Origin of the sequence: Flavobacterium enshiense (assembly GCF_040750275.1) — a bacterium.
GTDB classification, from domain to species: Bacteria; Bacteroidota; Bacteroidia; order Flavobacteriales; family Flavobacteriaceae; genus Flavobacterium; species Flavobacterium enshiense_B.
The window spans coordinates 85,100-105,039 of record NZ_JBDOCV010000008.1 but is presented as its reverse complement, the minus strand read 5'-3'; the positions used below and the strand labels follow the sequence as shown (position 1 = coordinate 105,039).

The following is a 19,940-nucleotide window of genomic DNA, read 5'->3' as shown; positions in this document are numbered from 1 at the left end:
TTTTTGTATACAATCTTTTTATTACTTAACTATAAGTCTTCGGGTGGTGGATTTATTTTCCGAAGTAATTTTCACCATATACAAACCGGAAGACAAATCTAAATTAAACACCGTATTTCCACTGAAGGTTGCCGTTTTTACTTTTTGACCGGTCAAGCTGTAAAATTCAACAATTCCCTCGGAATCAACACCGGTAATCGTTATTCTGTCTGAAGCCGGGTTTGGATACATACGAACATTTAAATCTGTAAATTCACCCGTACTTAATGTGGATGACCACGGCTGTCCATAATTGGCTCCAAAAATATAATTTGCAAGAGTAGGATGATCGATAAACGGATTTCGGTTCATCTGCCAAGTATAGATATAATTGTTGCGATTCATTTCAAAGTCGTCTCTTGGATCTGTAGTGTTCCATGTTAGCAAAGTTGCCAAATCTCCAATATTTCCTGAAGGTGTAACACCATCTGCCAAATATTCTGACGGATCACCATTTACCACATTCAACCCATTAAAACGCACTGCCATATAAAACAAAGCTCTTGCTACATCGCCTTTCCAAGATCCTGCCTGCGGGCCTGTTGATGGACCTGCATAAACTGTTGATGAAGCTACCGGACCATAATTTTTATTATTTCGGGAAGAATTTTCCTGACCGTTTTCCGCACGGATGTGATGGGCATCGGACACACCGTCTACAGTACTTGATGCACTTGTCGTCGTCCATACATTGATACCATCGGCAGTATCGCCCATTGCTGCTTCAAAACCTCCTCGTGACTGACAGAAAATATGCTCTCTGTTCCATTTTCCGACAATACTGCTTCCGGTTTGCTGATCTAGCTTTGCCATTGGCTGTTCGATATACATGCACCAAACCTGATTTGAATTTTGCGGGTTTTGATCGGCAGTTCTTAAAATCTCCCAAATATCTGCATAACTGTGAAGTCTAACCACACCGGGATTGGCAATAATATCCTGAACGGCTTGTTTTAAAGCAGCGCCACTCAATCCTTCCAAAGAACTGTAATAACTGGCTGGTGCAGTGCTGGACACAATTCCATACGTAGGATTTAAAGGCGTTCCCCACGGATTTACCTGATAATCATTATCATAAATTCTAACCACAATATTATCATTGTTGGCTACATAACTTGTTGGTAAAGGCTGAAATCGGAACAACATTTCTTCATCGCCTTCATCTATGGCATCGTTGGTTAAAGTAATTCCTGTTTGCGTAGTGGTTTGACCAACCGGAATCGAAACAGTTAAACCTCCCGAAAAATCAGACATACTGAAAGTACCGTTATTCAAAGTGAAATTCATGATTAGGGTTTCGTTCTGAACTGGCTGGCTTGTTGTAAACGTAATATTAAAACTGTCTCCTTCATTGTAAGAAGGTTGTGTAAATGAAACCGTTACATAATTAATTGGAATACCCGAACCGTCATTGTTTACGCCCGGTGTTGGTGTTGCAACTACAAAGCTTCCGCCAAGTAACTGTATTGATTGGGTGGCACCGGCACTATTCAGCATTTCATTAATACAGGAAGACAGCCCCCAAATGGTCATTAAAGCGCCCGGTTCTGTAGTATTACTGTTCGAATACGCTAAAGCATTAATCAAATTCGTATTTGTCGCAGCAGTACCAAAAGGGTAATCTGAATCATTTCCCTGATATAATGCCACACCATCAGGACCGTTTTGAATGGTATTATTTGGTATTACGATTCTTGGAGACGGAGAAACCTGTGAATTTCCTATGAGAAAGTTACCGTTAATATCTGTAGCATAACCATCCAGATCAATGGCATAATAACTTGTTGTTCCAGTATATGGGCTTGACCCACCGTTAAAAAACACCAAGACATAACCGTCTAAAGCGAAATTAGGTGACGAAGATTTTAATTCAATAAATTCCATTGTATCAAAACCGGAAGTATCGGAATCAATTTCACTTATTACAACCTGTGCAAATGATGCTTTTGAGCATAACGCAATCAAAAAGATTAGTAGTTTTTTTATCATGTTTTTTTAAAATTGGGGGAACTAAATTACATATAACTAATTCATTTTCACTATACAACTCAACTTTTTTCAACATTATCCAATTCCTGTAAGAAAGACTTTATAAAAACAAATTGATTCTGTAAAAAAATTCATCTCACTAGTATTAATGTAGTATATTTACAGAAGTTGAATTCTACAGTCGCATGCATACGAGAATGTTTTTTAAAATACTATTTCAGTTACTTTTTTTATTCCTTTTGCCTTTGTACAATGTATCGGCTCAGCAGAAGATTTCCATCAAAGCTCATCTGGATACCGAAAACAAACTGATAAATGTTGAGGAACAAATCAGCTTTACCAATACTTCTTCGCAATCTCTAAACACCATAGTCCTTAACGACTGGAATAATGCTTATTCAGGCAACGACACCCCTTTAGGCAGAAGATTCTCCGATGAATTCGTGAGAAGTTACCTTTTAGCAAAGGACATGGACAGAGGAAGTACTTCCCTGCTTTCCGTTGTCGATAGTGAAAACCAAAGTATCAACTTTATAAGACCGGATAAAAATCCAGACTTAATTGAAATATTACCCAAAAAACCAATTTTACCCAACCAAAGTTTTAGTTTTACCGTCTCTTACACTCTTAAAATTCCAAATGACAAATTCACCCGATACGGTTTTAACAGCGACAACATTTTTGTCCTGAAAAACTGGTTTCTAACTGTTGCCCGTCTGGAAGAAAACGGATTTGTAAAATACAGCAATGAAAATCTGGACGATATTGCAAACTCCGAAACCGACTATGACGTTGCATTTGAACTCGGGAAAAAGTATCATATTTTTACGGATTTGAATGTTGATCGTAAAACCGAAAACGAAAATTCAAGAACCCATTATTTGAGTGGCAAAAAGCGTCTTGATTTCGACTTAACTGCTGAAATTAAACCTACTTACCACAATTACAAGAACGAGCTTGGTGAAGTAGTAACCAACTTAAGGGATCGACGCTTAAATGAAATTCAAAAAGCAATGGTTATCGACAAGATAACGAATTTTGTTGCTGCAGAAATGGGTTCGCCGAAACATGAAAAAATAATAATTTCTCAAGTAGATTACGACAGAAATCCCTTCTATGGACTGAATCAGCTTCCCGCATTTCTCAGCCCCTTCCCGGATCACTTCCTGTATGAAATCAAGTTTTTAAAAGTATATACCGATAAACATCTAAAAACGACACTTCATCTCAATCACAGAAAAGAAACTTGGATTTACGATGCTTTTCAGTCGTTTATCATCATGAAATACATCAAAGACAATTATCCTGAAATGAAGATGATGGGTAATCTGTCCGATTTCAAATTATTAAAAGGATTTAATATTTTCAAAGCCGATTTCAACGACCAATTTACATACGTATACCTGCTGATGGCCAGAAAAAATCTGGATCAGGCTGTTGGCGATGAAAAAGACACTTTTATCAAATTCAACGAACAAATTTCCGGAAAATACAGAGCCGGACTAAGCTTGAATTATCTGGATCATTATTTAGGAAATGATCTCGTTCTTCAATCCATAAAAGAATTCACTGCCTTAAACCAATTGCGCCCGACACAGGAAGCTGATTTTGAAAAGATACTGAAAAGCAAAACAACTAAAAACATCGATTGGTTTTTTCAAACGGTAATTCATTCCAGAAATTTAATCGATTTTAAAATTACCAAAGTAAGAGCGAAAAACGAGTTTCTGGATGTCACCATCAAAAACAAAACAAAAACCAACGTTCCGGTTTCACTTTATGGCTTAAAAAATGACAGTATTGTTTCTAAACATTGGATTGAAAATATCACATCGGATACTTTAATCACAATTCCAAAAAACGATGCTGAAAAACTAATTCTAAACTACCACAAAGAAATACCGGAATACAACACACGCAATAACTGGAGTTCATTAAAAAGTTTCTTTGGCAACAACAGGCCTTTCAAATTTACTTTTATTAAAGACCTTGAAGATTCAAAAAAAAATCAGGTATTTTACGTTCCGGAATTCTCTTATAATTTGTATGATGGAGTTTCGCCAGGTTTGAGTTTGCATAACAAATCGTTTTTGGATAAACCTTTCATTTTTGACATTACACCGGTATATTCCTCAAAAACCAAACAATTAATTGGCGGCGCATTCTTTACGGTGAATCAGAATATCCGTGAAGACCGTTTGTACAACATTCGGTATTCTTTAGGCGGAAACACCTATCATTACGCTCCGGACGCGGCATATATGAAAATTACGCCCTCCATTAGCTTCCGTTTCAGGGATTTGGATTACCGTTTGAATAAAAAGGAATTTGTAACCATACGCCACATTTTTTTAAATCGGGAAAAATCAGATTATGTTACGGTGAAGGATGAGAATTATTCCGTTTTTAATTTGAGATATTCACAGATTAAATCGGAGATTTCGAACTCTTACAATTTCATGACTGATGCACAAATAGCGGGCAATTTCGGAAAACTCTCCGGGGAAGTACAATACCGAAAACTTTTCAATAACAACCAACAGGTAAACCTTCGTTTCTTTGCCGGAACCTTCATTTACAAAAGCACAAGTTCGGATTTTTTCAATTTCGGCTTAGATCGTCCAACCGATTATCTTTTCGATTATGGGCTTTTAGGCCGTTCAGAAAGCACAGGCCTTTTCAGTCAGCAATACATCATGGCAGAAGGCGGATTCAAATCGAAATTTCAGAACCGATTGGCCAACCAATGGATGACGACGGTAAATGGAAGTTTCAGCATCTGGAATTGGGTGGAAATTTATGGCGATGCTGGGTTTATGAAAAACAATGCTCAAAAAGCAGAATTCCTGTATGACAGTGGAATACGACTAAATCTTGTCCCGGATTATTTTGAATTGTACTTTCCGGTTTATTCTAAAAACGGATGGGAAATTGCCGAGAACAAGTACGAGGAAAAAATCCGTTTTGTAATCACCATTAGTCCGAAAACACTTATATCGCTCTTTACAAGAAAATGGCTGTAATTTGTTTTATAAAAAACTTATCCACTATTTTACACTGTATTTATTAAACTTTTTTCATTTAAAAGTGTATTTTGATAACAATATCAAAAGACAATAGGCTATTTTGATTAAATAATTATCAAAAATGAAATTATTATTTTTTCAAGACATTGCTTTGTATTGCTGAAAACACTAAATTTGTCGCATAACATAATATTAATATGAACCAGACTGCCTCTAAAGAAATATTGTCGTTTGAAGATTTCAAAACCGAAGTCATAAACGATTATAAAATTGCCATTGTAAGCCGCGAATGCAGCCTTTTAGGTCGCCGTGAAGTACTTACCGGGAAAGCAAAATTCGGGATTTTCGGTGACGGAAAAGAAGTGCCGCAGTTAGCTATGGCAAAAGCTTTTAAAAATGGTGATTTCCGTTCCGGATACTATCGCGATCAAACCTTTATGATGGCAATCGGACAAATGAATATCCAACAGTTTTTTGCAGGCTTGTATGGCCATACCGATTTAAACCATGATCCGATGAGCGCAGGCCGTCAGATGGGTGGTCACTTTGCCACTCATTCCCTTGACGAAAACGGAAACTGGAAAAACTTAACCCAACAGAAAAATTCAAGTGCTGACATCTCTCCTACTGCCGGGCAAATGCCTCGTTTATTAGGGTTGGCTCAGGCTTCTAAAATATACCGAAACGTAGGTGGCATCAACCAAACCAATTTTTCAGAAAAAGGAAATGAAGTAGCTTGGGGAACCATTGGTAATGCTTCTACTTCGGAAGGTTTGTTCTTTGAAACCATCAATGCTGCTGGTGTTTTACAAGTTCCGATGGTGATGAGTGTTTGGGATGACGAATACGGAATTTCGGTTCATGCACGTTACCAAACCACAAAAGAAAACATTTCGGAAATCTTAAAAGGATTCCAGCGAGATGAAGACAACAAAGGTTACGAAATCATGAACGTAAAAGGCTGGGATTATCCGGCTTTGGTGGAAACGTATCAAAAAGCTTCACAAATTGCCCGTGAAGAACACGTTCCGGTTCTAATTCACGTTAACGAATTGACACAACCGCAAGGCCACTCCACATCCGGTTCGCATGAGCGTTACAAAAATGCAGACCGTTTGGCTTGGGAAGCAGAATACGACTGTATGGCTCAGATGCGCAAATGGTTAATCGAAAACAACATCGCAACAGCGGAAGAAATCGAAGCAATTGATAATCAAGCTAAAAAAGATGTTTTAGAAGGCAAAAAAGCAGCTTGGAATGCCTTTGTAGAGCCAATTAAAGCGGAACAACAAGAATTAGTTGCTTTATTAAACACTATTGCTACTTCAAGCGAAAACAAAGTTTTCATTGAAAAATACGCTAACGATTTGGCTTCCTTAAAAGAACCAATTCGAAAAGATATTATCACAACAGCCCGTAAAGTTTTACGCTTGATTGTGAAAGAAAATGGCAGAGTACAACTTTCTGCCTGGATTACGGCATATACGGAAAAAATTCAACCGAAGTTCAGTTCTCATTTATTTTCGCAATCGAATGAAAATGTATATGCTGTTAAAGAAGTTTTACCAAAATATGATGAAACTTCAGAAGAAACAGATGCACGCTTAATATTGCGTAACAACTTCGATGCTATTTTTGAAAAATATCCTGAAACTTTAATTTTTGGTGAAGATTCTGGAAACATCGGAGACGTAAACCAAGGTTTGGAAGGTATGCAGGAAAAATACGGTGAATTCCGTGTGGCTGATGCCGGTATCCGTGAAGCGACTATTCTGGGACAAGGTATCGGAATGGCGATGAGAGGTTTACGTCCAATCGCTGAAATTCAGTATTTGGATTACCTTTTGTATGCAATTCAAATTATGAGTGATGATTTGGCTACATTACAATACAGAACAGCCGGTCGTCAGAAAGCGCCTTTAATCATCAGAACGCGAGGTCACCGTTTGGAAGGGATTTGGCATTCCGGCTCTCCGATGGGAATGATTATCAATGCTATTCGCGGTATTCACGTTTTAGTGCCGAGAAATATGACCAAAGCTGCAGGATTCTATAACACCTTGTTAGAAACAGACGAGCCTGCTTTATTGGTAGAATGTTTGAACGGTTACCGTTTAAAAGAAAAAATGCCAACCAATTTAGGGGAATTCAAAACACCAATTGGTGTAGTGGAAACGATCAAACAAGGTAGCGACATTACATTGGTTTCTTACGGTTCTACGTTGCGTTTGGTGGAACAAGCCGCTAAAGAATTGTTAGAAGTTGGAATTGATGCGGAAATCATTGACATTCAATCGTTGTTACCTTTCGACATTAATCATGATATTGTAAAATCATTAGCCAAAACCAATCGTTTGTTAGTCATTGACGAAGACGTTCCGGGTGGTGCATCGGCTTTCATTTTGCAGCAAATTATCGACGAACAAAAAGGATACAAATATTTAGACAGTAATCCGGAAACATTAGCTTCCAAAGCACACAGACCTGCTTACGGAACGGATGGTGATTACTTCTCCAAACCTTCTGTTGAAGATATCTTTGAAAAGGTTTACGCTATGATGCATGAAACAAACCCCACAAAATATCCAAATTTGTATTAATTTTTTTTAAAAATTCTCATATTAAAATCTTAGCTGGAAATTCGCTCTAGCTAAGATTTTTTTATTTTAACCCAAAAGTTTTTAACTGTTTTTTGCGGAAAATCCACAACGGAATTCCGTTATATAAAAATAGATTTGACCTACAATTGACATTAAAATAAAAATAATTTACAATTAATTATTCCTTCATCGCAAATAACTGTTTTATAACTAATTAATTTTTTACAGATTCTGCAAATCAAAAAAAAATGTCATATATTTACTATATAAACCATACATTTTATGGGAGATAAAATTGTCATAAACAAGATAACTGCCAAAAAAGACCTCAATCAGTCAAATAGCAAATATTCTGTATTTGACAACATGATGGAGGGAGTTCAGGTCATTGACTTTGAATGGCGTTATATTTACGCAAATAGTTCTTTGGCAAAACAAGGTTTGACAACAATTGAAGCAATGTTGGGACGTACTATGATGGAAATGTACCCCGGCATTGAAAACAGTTCACTGTTCAAGTACCTTGAAACCTGTATGTATGACCGAAACCCTATTGATCTCTTAAATGAATTTGACTTCCCTGATGGGTCAAAAGGATGGTTTGAGTTGAGCATACAACCGATTCCCGAAGGTGTTTTGGTATTATCATCAGACATTACCAAATTAAAAAAAACCGAAGTTGAACTTAAACAAAAACTGACCGAACGCATCGAAATGCTTGGCCAGATTACTCAGCAGAAAAAACAATTGGAAGAATTCTGCCAGATAATCGCACATAATCTGAGAGCTCCATTAAGCAATCTCCTCTTTATAAATGATTTAATAACAGAATCTCAGGATATTGAGGAAAAACTACAATACATTGAAATGCAAAAGCCAGTACTTGATTTGCTACACAAGACCTTTGAAGAGCTTGTGGACGCTACGCAAGTAAGAATGGATTATACAATTAAACGCAATGATGTTGATCTTGAAAAAAAGACCCTCAATGTGATTAATGCGCTTCAAAAAGAAATAGAAGAATTAAAAGCGATAGTCACTTATGATTTTACAGAAATGGCGACTGTTTTGTATTCTAAAAAATATATGGAAAGCATTATCCGTAATTTAGTAAGTAATGCATTAAAATATCATTCATTTGAAAGAATTCCGAAAATACACATAACAAGCTTTAAAAAAGAGGGCTGGGTATGTATTTCAGTAAAAGATAATGGGCTTGGAATCAATTTAAAGGAAAATCAAAATGATTTATTTAAACTTCATAAAACATTTCACAGCCATCCAAAAGCAAAAGGGTACGGGTTATTTCTAACCAAAACACAGGTTGAAGCACTCGGCGGTAGTATTCAGGTAAAAAGCCAAATTAATAAAGGAAGTACTTTCACTGTTAAGTTATATAAAATGAGCCCCGATGAAGAAGATTAAAAACATATACGTTATAGATGACGATGCAATCTTTCAATTTTTAACTCAAAAAGTTATTACTGACACTAATTTGGTAAAAGATATCAGCTTTTTTTCCAACGGATTGGACGCTATTAAATTTTTAGAGTCTGTATCTCTGAACAAAAAAAAACTTCCCGATTTAATTTTGCTTGATTTATTTATGCCTATCATGGACGGATGGAATTTTCTTGAAGAATTTAAATCGATCCAGTCTAAATTAAGCAAGAAAATTCCAATATACATTGTATCTTCTTCCATTGACCCGAACGATATTCAAAAATCTAAAAAAATAGAAGTGGTTACCGACTTCATTGTAAAACCGCTTACCAAGGAAAATGTGATGCACATCATGAATAATCACATAGACCGAAAACAGAATAAAAATCCTCTTTGAAAATCTACAAAAAACAAATAAAATGGCTAACTTTAAGTTTGGAATTTAATTTAAATTAATAGCATTTGAAATGGATCATGTAGTTAAAGTCTTAAAAGCGAATTTCATCACTCACGATGTAAAATCTTTTGTTGTAGAAAAACCAAAAGGCTTCAGTTATATTCCAGGGCAAGCAACAGAGATATCCATTAATCATCCTGAATGGAAAAGTGAATTACGCCCTTTTACCTTTACCAGTTTAACCGATTCGAATTATCTCGAATTCATGATAAAAATCTATAAAGACCGAAATGGTGTTACCAACGAATTGGGAAAAATTAACGCTGGTGACGAGTTGATTCTTCACGATGTTTTCGGTACAATAAATTACAAAGGCCCCGGTATTTTTATAGCCGCAGGATCAGGGATCACGCCCTTTATTTCTATTTTCAGAGAATTATATAAGATGAATCAGTTGAGAGGAAATCGACTTATTTATGTCAATAAAACCTCTGAAGATGTAATTATGGGTAATGAACTTCACAAAATGCTAAAAAATGATTTCGTAAATTTTTATACACGGGAAAATGTAGTGGGCTTCACAGGCAGAAGAATAGACCGCAATTTTCTTATTGAAAACATAGTGAATTTCAGCCAAAACTTTTATGTATGTGGCCCGGAAGATTTTGTTACGACCGTAAAAAAAATACTTCTTGACTTGGGTGCAACAGCTGAAGCAATAGTTTTTGAAGAATAAATACACCTTAGAACCTTTACAAAAGACATATTTTTTAAAAGAGACTATTCTAATAGCATAAAAATTAATTATTCAATAAGACTATAATCCCAACAATAGTGTGAATCAATCCATAATTGGCCGTTTTTAACTTGAAGCGGACAATCAAAATTATTAGTATAAAGAGCCCCTGTTCCCAAACCTTGCGGCATCTGATTATTTAAGGTAAATGTAAATTGTGCGATAGCATTCAAACCAATATTAGATTCTAAAGCAGATGTAATCCACCAGCCGATTTGGTATTTCTCCGCTAGCTCGATCCATTCTTGTGAACCTTTGAAACCGCCTACTAAACTTGGCTTCAAAATAATGTATTGCGGTTTGGTGGTTTGCAACAATCTTTCTTTTTCTTCATAAGTAAAGATTCCGATTAGTTCTTCATCCAGTGCAATGGGCAATGGTGTATTTTGACATAAAGTGGCCATGTCCTTCCAACTACCTGCTTTTATGGGCTGCTCGATGCTGTGTAGCTTGAAAGCCGCTAATTGTTGCAATTTACTCAAAGCTTCCTCAGTGGAGAAAGCACCGTTGGCATCTACACGGATTTCAATGGTTTTTTCGTTGAAATGGTTGCGGATGAATTGCAATAAATCAAGCTCTTGCTGAAAATCTATCGCTCCTATTTTTAGTTTGATGCAGTTAAAACCGGTAGCTAACTTTTCTTCGATTTGTTGTTTCATGAAAGCTTCATCGCCCATCCAAACCAAACCGTTTATGGGAATGCTTTTCTCTCCAGAAGTATATTCGGAAGGAAATAACAGGAACGGATTTTCACTTTCCAACGATAAAAATGCCTGCTCCACACCAAATTGAATCGATGGAAATTCCAGTAACGCTTCCCAAAGAAAATCTTTTCCCAAATGAATATTGTCACACGTCCATTTTAGTTTTGCTTCATAGTCAGGGCGGTCATCGATACTTAGGGTTCGGAGGATGCCGCACTCTCCTATTCCTTTTTTACCGTTTTTCTCTAGGATGATAAACCAGGTTTCTTTCTCGGTTAAAATACCTCTGGAAGTGCCTGAGGGACGTTTGAAGTCGAGAACGTATTTTTTATAACTTGCTTGCATCATTTAAACTTTAAAAGGTCAATCATTCGTATTTTTTAAAGTATTTCACAACCTCACCTTCTTCTAAATAACCATCAAAAGTTACTTTCGAGTTTCCTTTATCTAAATATTCAATGGTAATTTTTTCTCCGCTGATATATAAAAAATTAACCGCATACTTCTCATCTCCTAATTTATCAAGAGCCTCATCCAGATTATTTTTAAAATTGAAGTCGTAAATACTCAATTCATTAGGAGTATAACCGCAATTCATCGAGATGCTTGAAAAATAATATTTTGATAGTGATTTTGGTTCAATCACCTCATAATCAAAGTCTCCTGTAATACCGATAAATTTCTTTTTGGAAGTATTTTTAAACCGGACCACTCCCCTTTCTGGTTTATTGGTGGAAATCCCGAATATACCGCAACAGACACAGGGCCATAATTTATACTCTTCGTTTTGTTTGAATTTAGCAATAGCCATATCCTTGTATTCTTTACCCTTAAGAATATAAGAATACCGGATAGTATCAAATTGCTTGTCATTAACCGGAAAAGTTATCTTCAGACTGTCTTTAATACAGAAAGTCCTCCCGTTAATATTGAATTTCAAAGATTTAAACACTTCTATTTCTTCCTTAAAAGCAGATTTAAATTCTCTCAAATCACCAACTTTTAAGATCGATTCTTGTGCATCTGCATAATGATAAGACATTACAATCAAAAGCAGCAGTACTCGTTTAAACATGATTATTAAAAACGAATTTTGTTTTACAAATCAATCGAACCTCCGATTTCCAAAAGCATTAAATCTTTGCCTTTGTCGAAGAATTTCTTGATGGCTTCTTCATGGTTGATGACGATAATACCAAACGTATCGTAGTGATAGCCAAGGATTTTGTCGCATTCTAAAAAATCGGAAGCTACAATAGCATCGTCTACATCCATCGTAAAATTGCTACCAATTGGAAGAATGGCTAAATCCAATTTAGTGCGCATCGGAATAAGTTTCATATCCATCGTTAGCGCGGTGTCGCCGGCGATGTAGATGTTTTTGTGCTCACCTTCGATGACAAATCCGCCGGGGTTTCCACCATAACTTCCGTCTGCAAAGGAACTCGTGTGGATCGCGTTTACATATTTTACGGTTCCGAAATCAAATTTCCAGCTTCCACCGTGGTTCATTGGGTGGTAACTCAATCCTTTTCCGGCGAAATACATTGCGATCTCATAATTTGAAACTACCACTGCACCAGTACGTTTCGCGATAGCTTCCACATCCAGAACGTGGTCTTGGTGTGCGTGCGTTATTAAAATGTAATCGGCTTTTATAGTGTTGATATCGATATGCGAAGCTAATGGATTAGCGCTTATGAACGGATCGACCAAGATGTGCTTTCCGCTTACTTCAATACCAATGCAGGCATGACCGTAAAATGTAATTTTCATATATGTGATGTTTTTTTACTGATATTTCTTTAAAAGTACTAAAAATATAAAAAACAATAAAGACAGCAGGAAGGTACTCAAAGCTACTTTCTTCAGCTCGGGATCGAAATCTTTGTAGGTTTGTGCCCTGTTAACCACTTTCATGTGTCTGATTAAAAGAAAGAAAACAATAATAACCGGTACAATGGAGGTTTTGGTTAAGATAAAAAAAGTGAACATACACGGCATGGGCATGAAAACCAAAAAGTTATGATAGTGTTTTGCACTCTCCAACCCCATTTTCACTACCAATGTATTTTTTCCTGATTTTTTATCGTTTTCGATATCGCGCATGTTGTTCAGATTCAGCACGGCTACGCTTAATAAACCGATGGAAATGGCGGGCAAAAGCAACAACCAATCAAATTGTTTGGTAAACAAAAAGTTACTGCCCAAAACGCTTACCAATCCGAAGAAGATAAAAACGAAAACATCGCCGAAACCGCTATAACCATAAGCGCCTTTTCCAACGGTATATTTAATGGCGGCTACAATGGAAGCAATTCCTAAAAAGAAAAACAACAACGAATAACCAAAATCTTTTTTCCCGAAAGCCACATAAATTAACGCGACTGCCGAAAGTAACGACAATAAAGCGGTAATGATAATGCCTTTTTTCATTTGCGAAACCGAAATCGCTCCGCTTTGAATGGCGCGTTTTGGTCCTACTCTGTCTTCATTGTCAGTGCCTTTTACGCCGTCGCCGTAATCGTTGGCGAAATTGGACAATATCTGGAAGAAAAGCGTCGTCAGCAAAGCTAAAACTACAATTTTCCAGTTGTCATGTCCTTTGAAATAGGCGTAACTGCTTCCCACTATTATTCCCGATACCGAAAGCGGCAAGGTTCTGAGCCTTGCGGCTTCAATCCATTTTTTCATATTTTTATTCTATTAGCCGACTATTTTGTACAGACAAAATACGGTCATGCCATTTATAAGTAAGGCATAAAGCCATAACTTTTTGTAACTAAATTTATTTTTTACCAGCATTACCAGATTAGTAATCGGCAACGCAAAAAACAAGATCAGAAAAGGAAACCACAAGAGTTCGTATATGGCTCCAACGACCGGATACTGATAAACGTCTATTAAACTTGTAATTACCCAATAGGTTAATACCAAAAGACTTAAAACAAAAACGATGATACTTTGTTTTCCGATGAATTCTAAAAATCTATTCATTTTACATCCAGTTTTTTTCTGTCGCTTCCACCTGATACAGCCAGAGGTTTGCTAATTCTTTTACCTTATTGAAATTTGCCAATCGGAACGATAAGTTACCGCCGGCAGTTGCGAACGTAATGCTTCCAATATTTTCTCTTTTATGCCAGAATAGCTGACTTACTTTTATCGACTGAATTTTATGCGGTTCGATGATTTCACGATCAACATCCCAAGCGCCGCTTTGTCGGATGATATAATCCTCGTTCACAAACAATCGGTAATGTCGGTAACTGAAATACAGCATGATAGTTACAAACGTCAAGTAAATTGGCAGAAACAACAAATAATTGAAGGCTTCTTCATCACTATTCAACACATAAAGCAACAATCCGGAAACCGGAAGTACCATGTAAAACAGAACCGGAAACAGTAAATACCGCCAATTCGGTTGCAGTTTGACGCCTTTTTGAGGAATCTGACGGAACAATAATTTTAAAATTTCGTCTTTCTCCAAGGCATTGCAACCCGGAATTTCAAGCGCTGATTTTTTATTTTCCTTATCCGTTTCACTGCCGGAAGCCTGTTTAATTTTGATGTTCAGCACATCCATTTTCTTTTGCAACCAATTCTGACTTAAGGCTACAATCTGAACTTTCTCCGGTTTGATAATTGTATTTTTGGTATTCAGCAATCCGTAGGACAATAATAACGAATGGTTTTGCTTCGCCATTTTAAAATCGAAATAACGGATAATGGTGCGTACCAGATTGATAATCAGAATTAAAACAAACAATACCAAAATGAAAATTGAGCCCGCATATACTACATTCTCAAAATTAAGAATACTGTCAATTTTATCATCTACGCTGTTAGCGGCTTCATCCCCTTCAATATTCTGAAGCACTTGTTTAACATTCTCGTAAATAGTAAAAAAGAAAGCCATCAAAACCCCGAAACTGCGTACGTAATTGGACGTAATTCCGATTTTAATCAAGCTGATAAAACTGATTTTAATGAACGGTTCTTCTTTTACAATTGGTGCAACATCATCCGAAACAGTATCCGACTGTATTTTGTGTACTTCACTCAACAGTTTTGTTTTAAGTGCAATCGCCAAATCGTGAGAAATCGCCCGAATTGACACTTCTTTTTTGTTGCTGCCCGCCGTATCGACATCCAAAGCGTGCACCCCAATTATCTTCTGAATTAACGTCTGATTAATATTCACCTGCTGTATTTTGTGCAACTGAATCGCAATCTTGGTTTTATTAAGAATACCTTTGTTGATGATGAATTCGTCGTTTTCCTCATCAATGTAAAAGGTAAAATTCAAATACTGTAAATACGCGACAATTCCTATCAAAGCAATTACGACCAGTAAGCCCAAGCCAAGATACAACTTGTTCATCTGGTTGAACTTGAACAACCAAACTACCAACAACGGCCACATGGCACGGACAATCTTCTGGAACGTATCAGTGAACATGACCAAAACGCCTACCAAAGACTGTCGTTGCGGCTGATTAAAGTTCGCTTTCTCCGCCATTTTCAGCTGATGGTTTATTGGGTTCGTCGGATAGTTTTGACATTAGCAATTGTTTGATTTGCTGTGCTTTTTCGCGTTCAATTCCCGGAATTTCGATATCACTGTCACCTCCTCCTGCTGTAAAAATTCCGATGGAAGCCAAGCCGAACATTCGGGCAAAAATTCCTTCATTAAGCGCCACGTGCTGGATTCGGTTAAACGGAATTATCGTTGTGGTTTCGGAAATGATTCCGCTTTTATACAACACATCGTGCTTGCGGAAGGCAAATCCCTTTTTCTTAAAACTAAGCTTACCAAAAAACAGCGAAACCGCAAATAATAACAATAGTGTTAGGGCAAAATAGAGCCAAAATTCTCGTATTTCCTCTTTGAAAAACAATAACAAGCCTGTTACAACACCAAGAATCATAAAGAAAATAATTCTACTGATAAGCATAACTTTCCAATAATCCGGATGCAAAGGCTGCAACGGAACTTCCTCGTATTTAGGAAGCTCGTCGATATTTAGGGTTTCGTTCGTGAAATGCTGCATTTACAACTATTAAGGGATGTATTTCTTTTCAAAATTCGGTTTACGCTTTTCAAGGAATGCGTTTCTTCCTTCAATCGCTTCGTCAGACATATAAGCCAAACGGGTAGCTTCTCCTGCAAAAACCTGCTGTCCTACCATACCGTCATCGGTTAAATTCATGGCAAACTTTAGCATTTTGATGGAAATTGGCGATTTCTCAAGGATTTCCTGCGCCCATTGATAAGCCGTATCTTCCAATTCAGCATGAGGAATTACGGCGTTTACCATTCCCATATCAAAAGCATCCTGTGCGGAATAATTTCTGCCCAAGAAGAAGATTTCACGAGCTTTTTTCTGCCCGACCATTTTCGCTAAATAAGCAGAACCATAACCACCGTCGAAACTCGTTACATCAGCATCGGTTTGTTTGAAAATAGCGTGTTCTTTACTCGCTAACGTTAAATCACAAACTACGTGTAAACTGTGTCCGCCACCAACAGCCCATCCCGGAACTACAGCAATTACAGCTTTCGGCATGAAACGGATTAATCGTTGTACTTCCAAAATATTCAATCTGTGGTAACCGTCATCGCCCACATATCCTTGATGACCGCGCGCTCTTTGGTCGCCGCCGCTGCAAAATGACCAAATGCCGTCTTTAGACGACGGTCCTTCCGCTGATAATAAAACTACTCCGATGGAAGTATCTTCATGTGCATCGTGAAACGCTTCTAAAAGTTCTTTGGTGGTTTTTGGACGGAACGCATTACGCACATCCGGACGGTTGAATGCGATTCGCGCTACCCCATCGCATTTTTTATAGGTAATATCTTCAAACTCTTTTACAGTTTGCCAGTTAATTGTACTCATGATGTAAAAATTTTAGCGTAAAAATAAACCATTTTTTGCATTATATTGCGCTTTCAAATAATTAAAATCAACATGAAAAAACTATTTGTTTCAGCAGCTATATTAGGCTTTATACTTAATGTCAATGCTCAAAAATATGAATTCCAAACGGTTACTGATTTAGAAGCTTTACCTGTAATCAGTCAAGGGCAAACCGGAACATGCTGGAGTTTTTCTACTTCATCATTTTTAGAGTCGGAGATTATCCGCCTGACGGGGAAAAAGATTGACCTTTCTGAAATGTATCAGGTTCGTAATACCTATCCGAAAAAAGCTGAAAATTATGTGATGCGTCAGGGAAAAGCGCAATTTAGCGAAGGTGGTCTGGCACACGATGTAATCAATTCCGTTGCGGATTTCGGTTTGGTTCCGAATTCGGTTTATACAGGTTTGAACGGTACTTATGAAAACCATAATCATGCAGAAATGGTTGCCGTTATGGAAAGTATGTTGAAAACATATGTAGACAATCCGGCAAAAAAACTGTCGCCAAACTGGAAAAAGGCAATTGATGCGATGTTAGACGTTTACATCGGAAAAAATCCATCGGAATTTACGTTTGAAGGCAAAAAATATACCCCGAAAAGTTTTCAGGAATTCACAAAAATCAACCCTTCCGCATATGTGACGATTGCTTCGTTTACCCATGTTCCGAATTACAAATCATTTCTGTTAAACATTCCGGATAATTTCTCAAACGGAAATTTCTACAATCTTCCTTTGAATGAATTTATTGCGAATATTGACCACGCTTTAGCGAACGGATTTACGGTAGAATTGGATTGTGATGTGAGCGAACCGACATTTTCCGGTAAAACTGGCGTTGCAGTTATTCCAGCCAATGATGACGATGCAAAAATCATCTTAACGGAGATTAAAACGGAAAAAAATATCACTCCGGAGTTCCGTCAGCAGGAATTTGAAAATTTAACGACTACAGATGACCATTTAATGCACATCGTCGGTAAAATGAAAGATCAAAAAGGGAATGTTTATTACAAAGTAAAAAACTCATGGGGAACTGACGAAAAACGCGTTGCCAACGGCGGTTATGTTTATATGAGTGTTCCGTATATTAAATTAAAAGCGATTTCGGTTTTGGTTCACAAAGATGCCTTACAAAAAAACACCCGACAAAATTTAGGACTGTAAAGCTGAAAAATTAACAATCTCAAGAGAGTAGTATTTATTTTTTTTTGTAATTTTAACTACTTCTTTCACAAGAAGTTAACTCACTGATTTATTAATTAAAAAGTTATTCTTTGAAAAAATCTGTAATTTTTGTCGCTCTTTTATCTGTAGTATTTTTTGCTAGTTGTAAAAACTCTTCTGAAGTGAAAACGGAAGAAACAACAACAGAAACAACAATGCAAGAGCAAGTGGATTCAGTTGCAACTGACAGCATTAAAGCCGATGAAGTAGCACCTGTGGAAGTTGAGAAGGACACATTGACAAAAAAATAAAGTCAATTTCTTTTAAGTTATTTTAAAAACCACGGGTAACGAAGTGAATGTCGGATTAATGAGATGAAGTTTTCGGCTATCCATTTAAAAGACAAAGAAATTTTAAGGCAACTCCGTTCAGTGCTATTTTTCAGCTGATGGAATTTGTCAGAATTTATTTTTTTTACAAAAATAATGAAGGCTGTCTCCAAAAGGCAGCCTTTTTTATTTCCTTACGGCAATACTAAGGAATTGTAAATTTTAACAGAAATAATTCTTATTATCCTTTTTTAAAATTATAACAGTTGGTTATATTTGCTTTTTACCTAAGATTACTAATGAAGATTTCAAGATATATAACAATACTTTCCCTTTCACTATTTTTAAGTTGCAATAAAGACAAATCAGGAAAAGACGGAAATAACAGCGACACGCTACTACTTGCGGATAAATATGAAGTAAGTTTACCCAAACTAAGCAAAAAATTTTTAGCCGATAACAAAGCGTATGTTGAGACATTTTACAATAAAAACTACAACCCTAAAGATTTTAGTGGTGGTTTTTTAGTAGCTAAAAATGGTCAGATTATCTATGAGAATTACAGCGGTTACGCCTACAAAGAGAAAGACTGGAAAATTGAAGCCGAAACGCCAATCCATATCGCATCGGTAAGTAAAACATTAACAGCGGTTTGTGTTTTAAAATTAGTCGATAACGGTAAAATTGAACTGGACAAAACCGTTCAAACCTATTTACCAACTTTCCCACACGAAGTAACTACGGTTCGTATGCTTTTAAACCACAGAAGCGGCTTGCGTAATTATGCTTATTTTACAGACGACAAAGGTGTTTGGAACAAAAAGCAAACCCTAACCAATCAAGATGTTTTAGATTTATTGGCAACGAAACCGATTGGCTTGGAATCAAAACCGGGAACACGTTTCGGATATTGCAACACAAATTATGCTTTATTGGCGCTGATCATCGAAAAAGCAACCGGAAAATCCTATTCCGCAACCATGAAAGAAATGATTTTCGAACCACTGGGCATGAAAAATACTTTCGTTTTTGACAATCTGGAAAAGAAAGACGAAGTAAGTCAGTCGTATAAAAACAATTACCTGCGTTTGGCGTTTGAGTTTTTGGATCAGGTGTATGGTGATAAGAATATTTATTCGACAGCGAGAGATTTGCTGAAATTTGATATTGCAACCTATTCCGATGAATTTTTAAGTCCGGAAATGAAGAAAGAAATGTTCAAGGGTTATAGTTATGAAGCCAAAGGGCAGCGCAATTACGGCTTAGGGATTCGTATGATGGAATTTGAAACCGGTCAGCAATATTTCTTCCACAACGGCTGGTGGCATGGTAATACATCATCATTAGTTACGTTACGAAAAGAAAATGTAACACTGATTTCCTTATCCAACAAATACACACACAAAACGTATCAGACCAAAAAACTGGCACCTCATTTTGGGGATTATCCGTTTAAATTTAAGGATGCGGTGATTGGTGCGGAGTAAATTCCCATTACGAAATAGCAACTATTCATATAA

Annotated in this window: 17 protein-coding genes; 8 read left to right on the top strand and 9 right to left on the bottom strand. The window is 36.8% G+C overall.

Annotated elements, in window-relative coordinates; genetic code table 11:
* Positions 1–21: 21 nt before the first annotated feature.
* Complete coding sequence (locus ABGT15_RS12360; protein WP_367231749.1) at positions 22–2,028, bottom strand: endonuclease; 2,007 nt, start codon at positions 2,026–2,028, stop codon at positions 22–24.
* Positions 2,029–2,213: 185 nt separating this feature from the next.
* Here ABGT15_RS12360 and ABGT15_RS12355 point away from each other — a divergent pair, with 185 nt between their 5' ends.
* From ABGT15_RS12355 to ABGT15_RS12335, 5 genes are all read left to right on the top strand, one after another.
* On the top strand, positions 2,214–5,051 hold the full coding sequence (locus ABGT15_RS12355) for an aminopeptidase (protein ID WP_367231748.1): 2,838 nt from the start codon (positions 2,214–2,216) through the stop codon (positions 5,049–5,051).
* A 200-nt stretch (positions 5,052–5,251) separates the two neighbouring features.
* Positions 5,252–7,654, top strand: a complete 2,403-nt coding sequence (locus tag ABGT15_RS12350) for an alpha-ketoacid dehydrogenase subunit alpha/beta (RefSeq protein ID WP_367231747.1) — start codon at positions 5,252–5,254, stop codon at positions 7,652–7,654.
* A 282-nt stretch (positions 7,655–7,936) separates the two neighbouring features.
* On the top strand, positions 7,937–9,079 hold the full coding sequence (locus tag ABGT15_RS12345) for an ATP-binding protein (RefSeq protein ID WP_367231746.1): 1,143 nt from the start codon (positions 7,937–7,939) through the stop codon (positions 9,077–9,079).
* On the top strand, positions 9,066–9,494 hold the full coding sequence (locus tag ABGT15_RS12340) for a response regulator (RefSeq protein ID WP_367231745.1): 429 nt from the start codon (positions 9,066–9,068) through the stop codon (positions 9,492–9,494). The genes ABGT15_RS12345 and ABGT15_RS12340 overlap by 14 nt, the downstream gene beginning before the upstream one ends.
* 70 nt (positions 9,495–9,564) lie before the next feature.
* A complete protein-coding gene (locus ABGT15_RS12335) occupies positions 9,565–10,230 on the top strand; it encodes an FAD-binding oxidoreductase (protein ID WP_367231744.1) in 666 nt (221 codons plus the stop codon).
* A 68-nt stretch (positions 10,231–10,298) separates the two neighbouring features.
* Here the strand turns inward: ABGT15_RS12335 and ABGT15_RS12330 are convergent, their stop codons facing one another.
* The 8 genes from ABGT15_RS12330 to ABGT15_RS12295 are packed head-to-tail and all read right to left on the bottom strand — an operon-like array spanning position 10,299 to position 16,900.
* On the bottom strand, positions 10,299–11,339 hold the full coding sequence (locus ABGT15_RS12330; RefSeq protein ID WP_367231864.1) for an o-succinylbenzoate synthase: 1,041 nt from the start codon (positions 11,337–11,339) through the stop codon (positions 10,299–10,301).
* A 22-nt stretch (positions 11,340–11,361) separates the two neighbouring features.
* The gene (locus tag ABGT15_RS12325; RefSeq protein ID WP_367231743.1) at positions 11,362–12,069 is read right to left on the bottom strand and encodes a hypothetical protein; all 708 of its coding nucleotides are present in this window, start codon (positions 12,067–12,069) and stop codon (positions 11,362–11,364) included.
* A 23-nt stretch (positions 12,070–12,092) separates the two neighbouring features.
* Positions 12,093–12,770, bottom strand: a complete 678-nt coding sequence (locus ABGT15_RS12320) for a metal-dependent hydrolase (protein ID WP_367231742.1) — start codon at positions 12,768–12,770, stop codon at positions 12,093–12,095.
* Between the two features lie 15 nt (positions 12,771–12,785).
* Positions 12,786–13,688 (bottom strand): 1,4-dihydroxy-2-naphthoate polyprenyltransferase, encoded by a 903-nt coding sequence (locus tag ABGT15_RS12315; protein WP_367231741.1) that lies wholly within the window; start codon positions 13,686–13,688, stop codon positions 12,786–12,788.
* 12 nt (positions 13,689–13,700) lie between these two features.
* The gene (locus tag ABGT15_RS12310; protein ID WP_367231740.1) at positions 13,701–13,991 is read right to left on the bottom strand and encodes a hypothetical protein; all 291 of its coding nucleotides are present in this window, start codon (positions 13,989–13,991) and stop codon (positions 13,701–13,703) included.
* A gap of 1 nt (position 13,992) precedes the next feature.
* Positions 13,993–15,519: a PH domain-containing protein gene (locus ABGT15_RS12305; RefSeq protein ID WP_367231739.1), complete on the bottom strand. Its 1,527-nt coding sequence runs from the start codon at positions 15,517–15,519 to the stop codon at positions 13,993–13,995.
* Positions 15,497–16,051: a PH domain-containing protein gene (locus tag ABGT15_RS12300; protein ID WP_367231738.1), complete on the bottom strand. Its 555-nt coding sequence runs from the start codon at positions 16,049–16,051 to the stop codon at positions 15,497–15,499. The genes ABGT15_RS12305 and ABGT15_RS12300 overlap by 23 nt, the downstream gene beginning before the upstream one ends.
* Positions 16,052–16,060: 9 nt before the next feature.
* Positions 16,061–16,900 (bottom strand): 1,4-dihydroxy-2-naphthoyl-CoA synthase, encoded by an 840-nt coding sequence (locus tag ABGT15_RS12295; protein WP_367231737.1) that lies wholly within the window; start codon positions 16,898–16,900, stop codon positions 16,061–16,063.
* A 72-nt stretch (positions 16,901–16,972) separates the two neighbouring features.
* Between ABGT15_RS12295 and ABGT15_RS12290 the strand changes: the two genes are divergently transcribed.
* The 3 genes from ABGT15_RS12290 (at position 16,973) to ABGT15_RS12280 (ending at position 19,907) form a co-directional block, all read left to right on the top strand.
* Positions 16,973–18,091, top strand: a complete 1,119-nt coding sequence (locus tag ABGT15_RS12290) for a C1 family peptidase (RefSeq protein ID WP_367231736.1) — start codon at positions 16,973–16,975, stop codon at positions 18,089–18,091.
* Positions 18,092–18,201: 110 nt separating this feature from the next.
* Positions 18,202–18,402 carry a hypothetical protein gene (locus tag ABGT15_RS12285; protein WP_367231735.1) on the top strand — a complete coding sequence of 67 codons (201 nt, stop codon included), beginning with the start codon at positions 18,202–18,204 and terminating at the stop codon, positions 18,400–18,402.
* A 317-nt stretch (positions 18,403–18,719) separates the two neighbouring features.
* Entirely contained in the window at positions 18,720–19,907 is a 1,188-nt protein-coding gene (locus ABGT15_RS12280; protein WP_367231734.1) for a serine hydrolase domain-containing protein, read from the top strand.
* Positions 19,908–19,940 lie beyond the last annotated feature (33 nt).

Coding starts and splice junctions, on each gene's coding strand:
- ABGT15_RS12310 (WP_367231740.1), bottom strand. CDS start 13,991: ATGAATAGATTTTTAGAATTCATCGGAAAACAAAGTATCATCGTTTTT.
- ABGT15_RS12300 (WP_367231738.1), bottom strand. CDS start 16,051: ATGCAGCATTTCACGAACGAAACCCTAAATATCGACGAGCTTCCTAAA.
- ABGT15_RS12305 (WP_367231739.1), bottom strand. CDS start 15,519: ATGGCGGAGAAAGCGAACTTTAATCAGCCGCAACGACAGTCTTTGGTA.
- ABGT15_RS12280 (WP_367231734.1), top strand. CDS start 18,720: ATGAAGATTTCAAGATATATAACAATACTTTCCCTTTCACTATTTTTA.
- ABGT15_RS12350 (WP_367231747.1), top strand. CDS start 5,252: ATGAACCAGACTGCCTCTAAAGAAATATTGTCGTTTGAAGATTTCAAA.
- ABGT15_RS12325 (WP_367231743.1), bottom strand. CDS start 12,069: ATGTTTAAACGAGTACTGCTGCTTTTGATTGTAATGTCTTATCATTAT.
- ABGT15_RS12330 (WP_367231864.1), bottom strand. CDS start 11,339: ATGCAAGCAAGTTATAAAAAATACGTTCTCGACTTCAAACGTCCCTCA.
- ABGT15_RS12315 (WP_367231741.1), bottom strand. CDS start 13,688: ATGAAAAAATGGATTGAAGCCGCAAGGCTCAGAACCTTGCCGCTTTCG.
- ABGT15_RS12360 (WP_367231749.1), bottom strand. CDS start 2,028: ATGATAAAAAAACTACTAATCTTTTTGATTGCGTTATGCTCAAAAGCA.
- ABGT15_RS12335 (WP_367231744.1), top strand. CDS start 9,565: ATGGATCATGTAGTTAAAGTCTTAAAAGCGAATTTCATCACTCACGAT.
- ABGT15_RS12290 (WP_367231736.1), top strand. CDS start 16,973: ATGAAAAAACTATTTGTTTCAGCAGCTATATTAGGCTTTATACTTAAT.
- ABGT15_RS12320 (WP_367231742.1), bottom strand. CDS start 12,770: ATGAAAATTACATTTTACGGTCATGCCTGCATTGGTATTGAAGTAAGC.
- ABGT15_RS12340 (WP_367231745.1), top strand. CDS start 9,066: ATGAAGAAGATTAAAAACATATACGTTATAGATGACGATGCAATCTTT.
- ABGT15_RS12295 (WP_367231737.1), bottom strand. CDS start 16,900: ATGAGTACAATTAACTGGCAAACTGTAAAAGAGTTTGAAGATATTACC.
- ABGT15_RS12345 (WP_367231746.1), top strand. CDS start 7,937: ATGGGAGATAAAATTGTCATAAACAAGATAACTGCCAAAAAAGACCTC.
- ABGT15_RS12355 (WP_367231748.1), top strand. CDS start 2,214: ATGCATACGAGAATGTTTTTTAAAATACTATTTCAGTTACTTTTTTTA.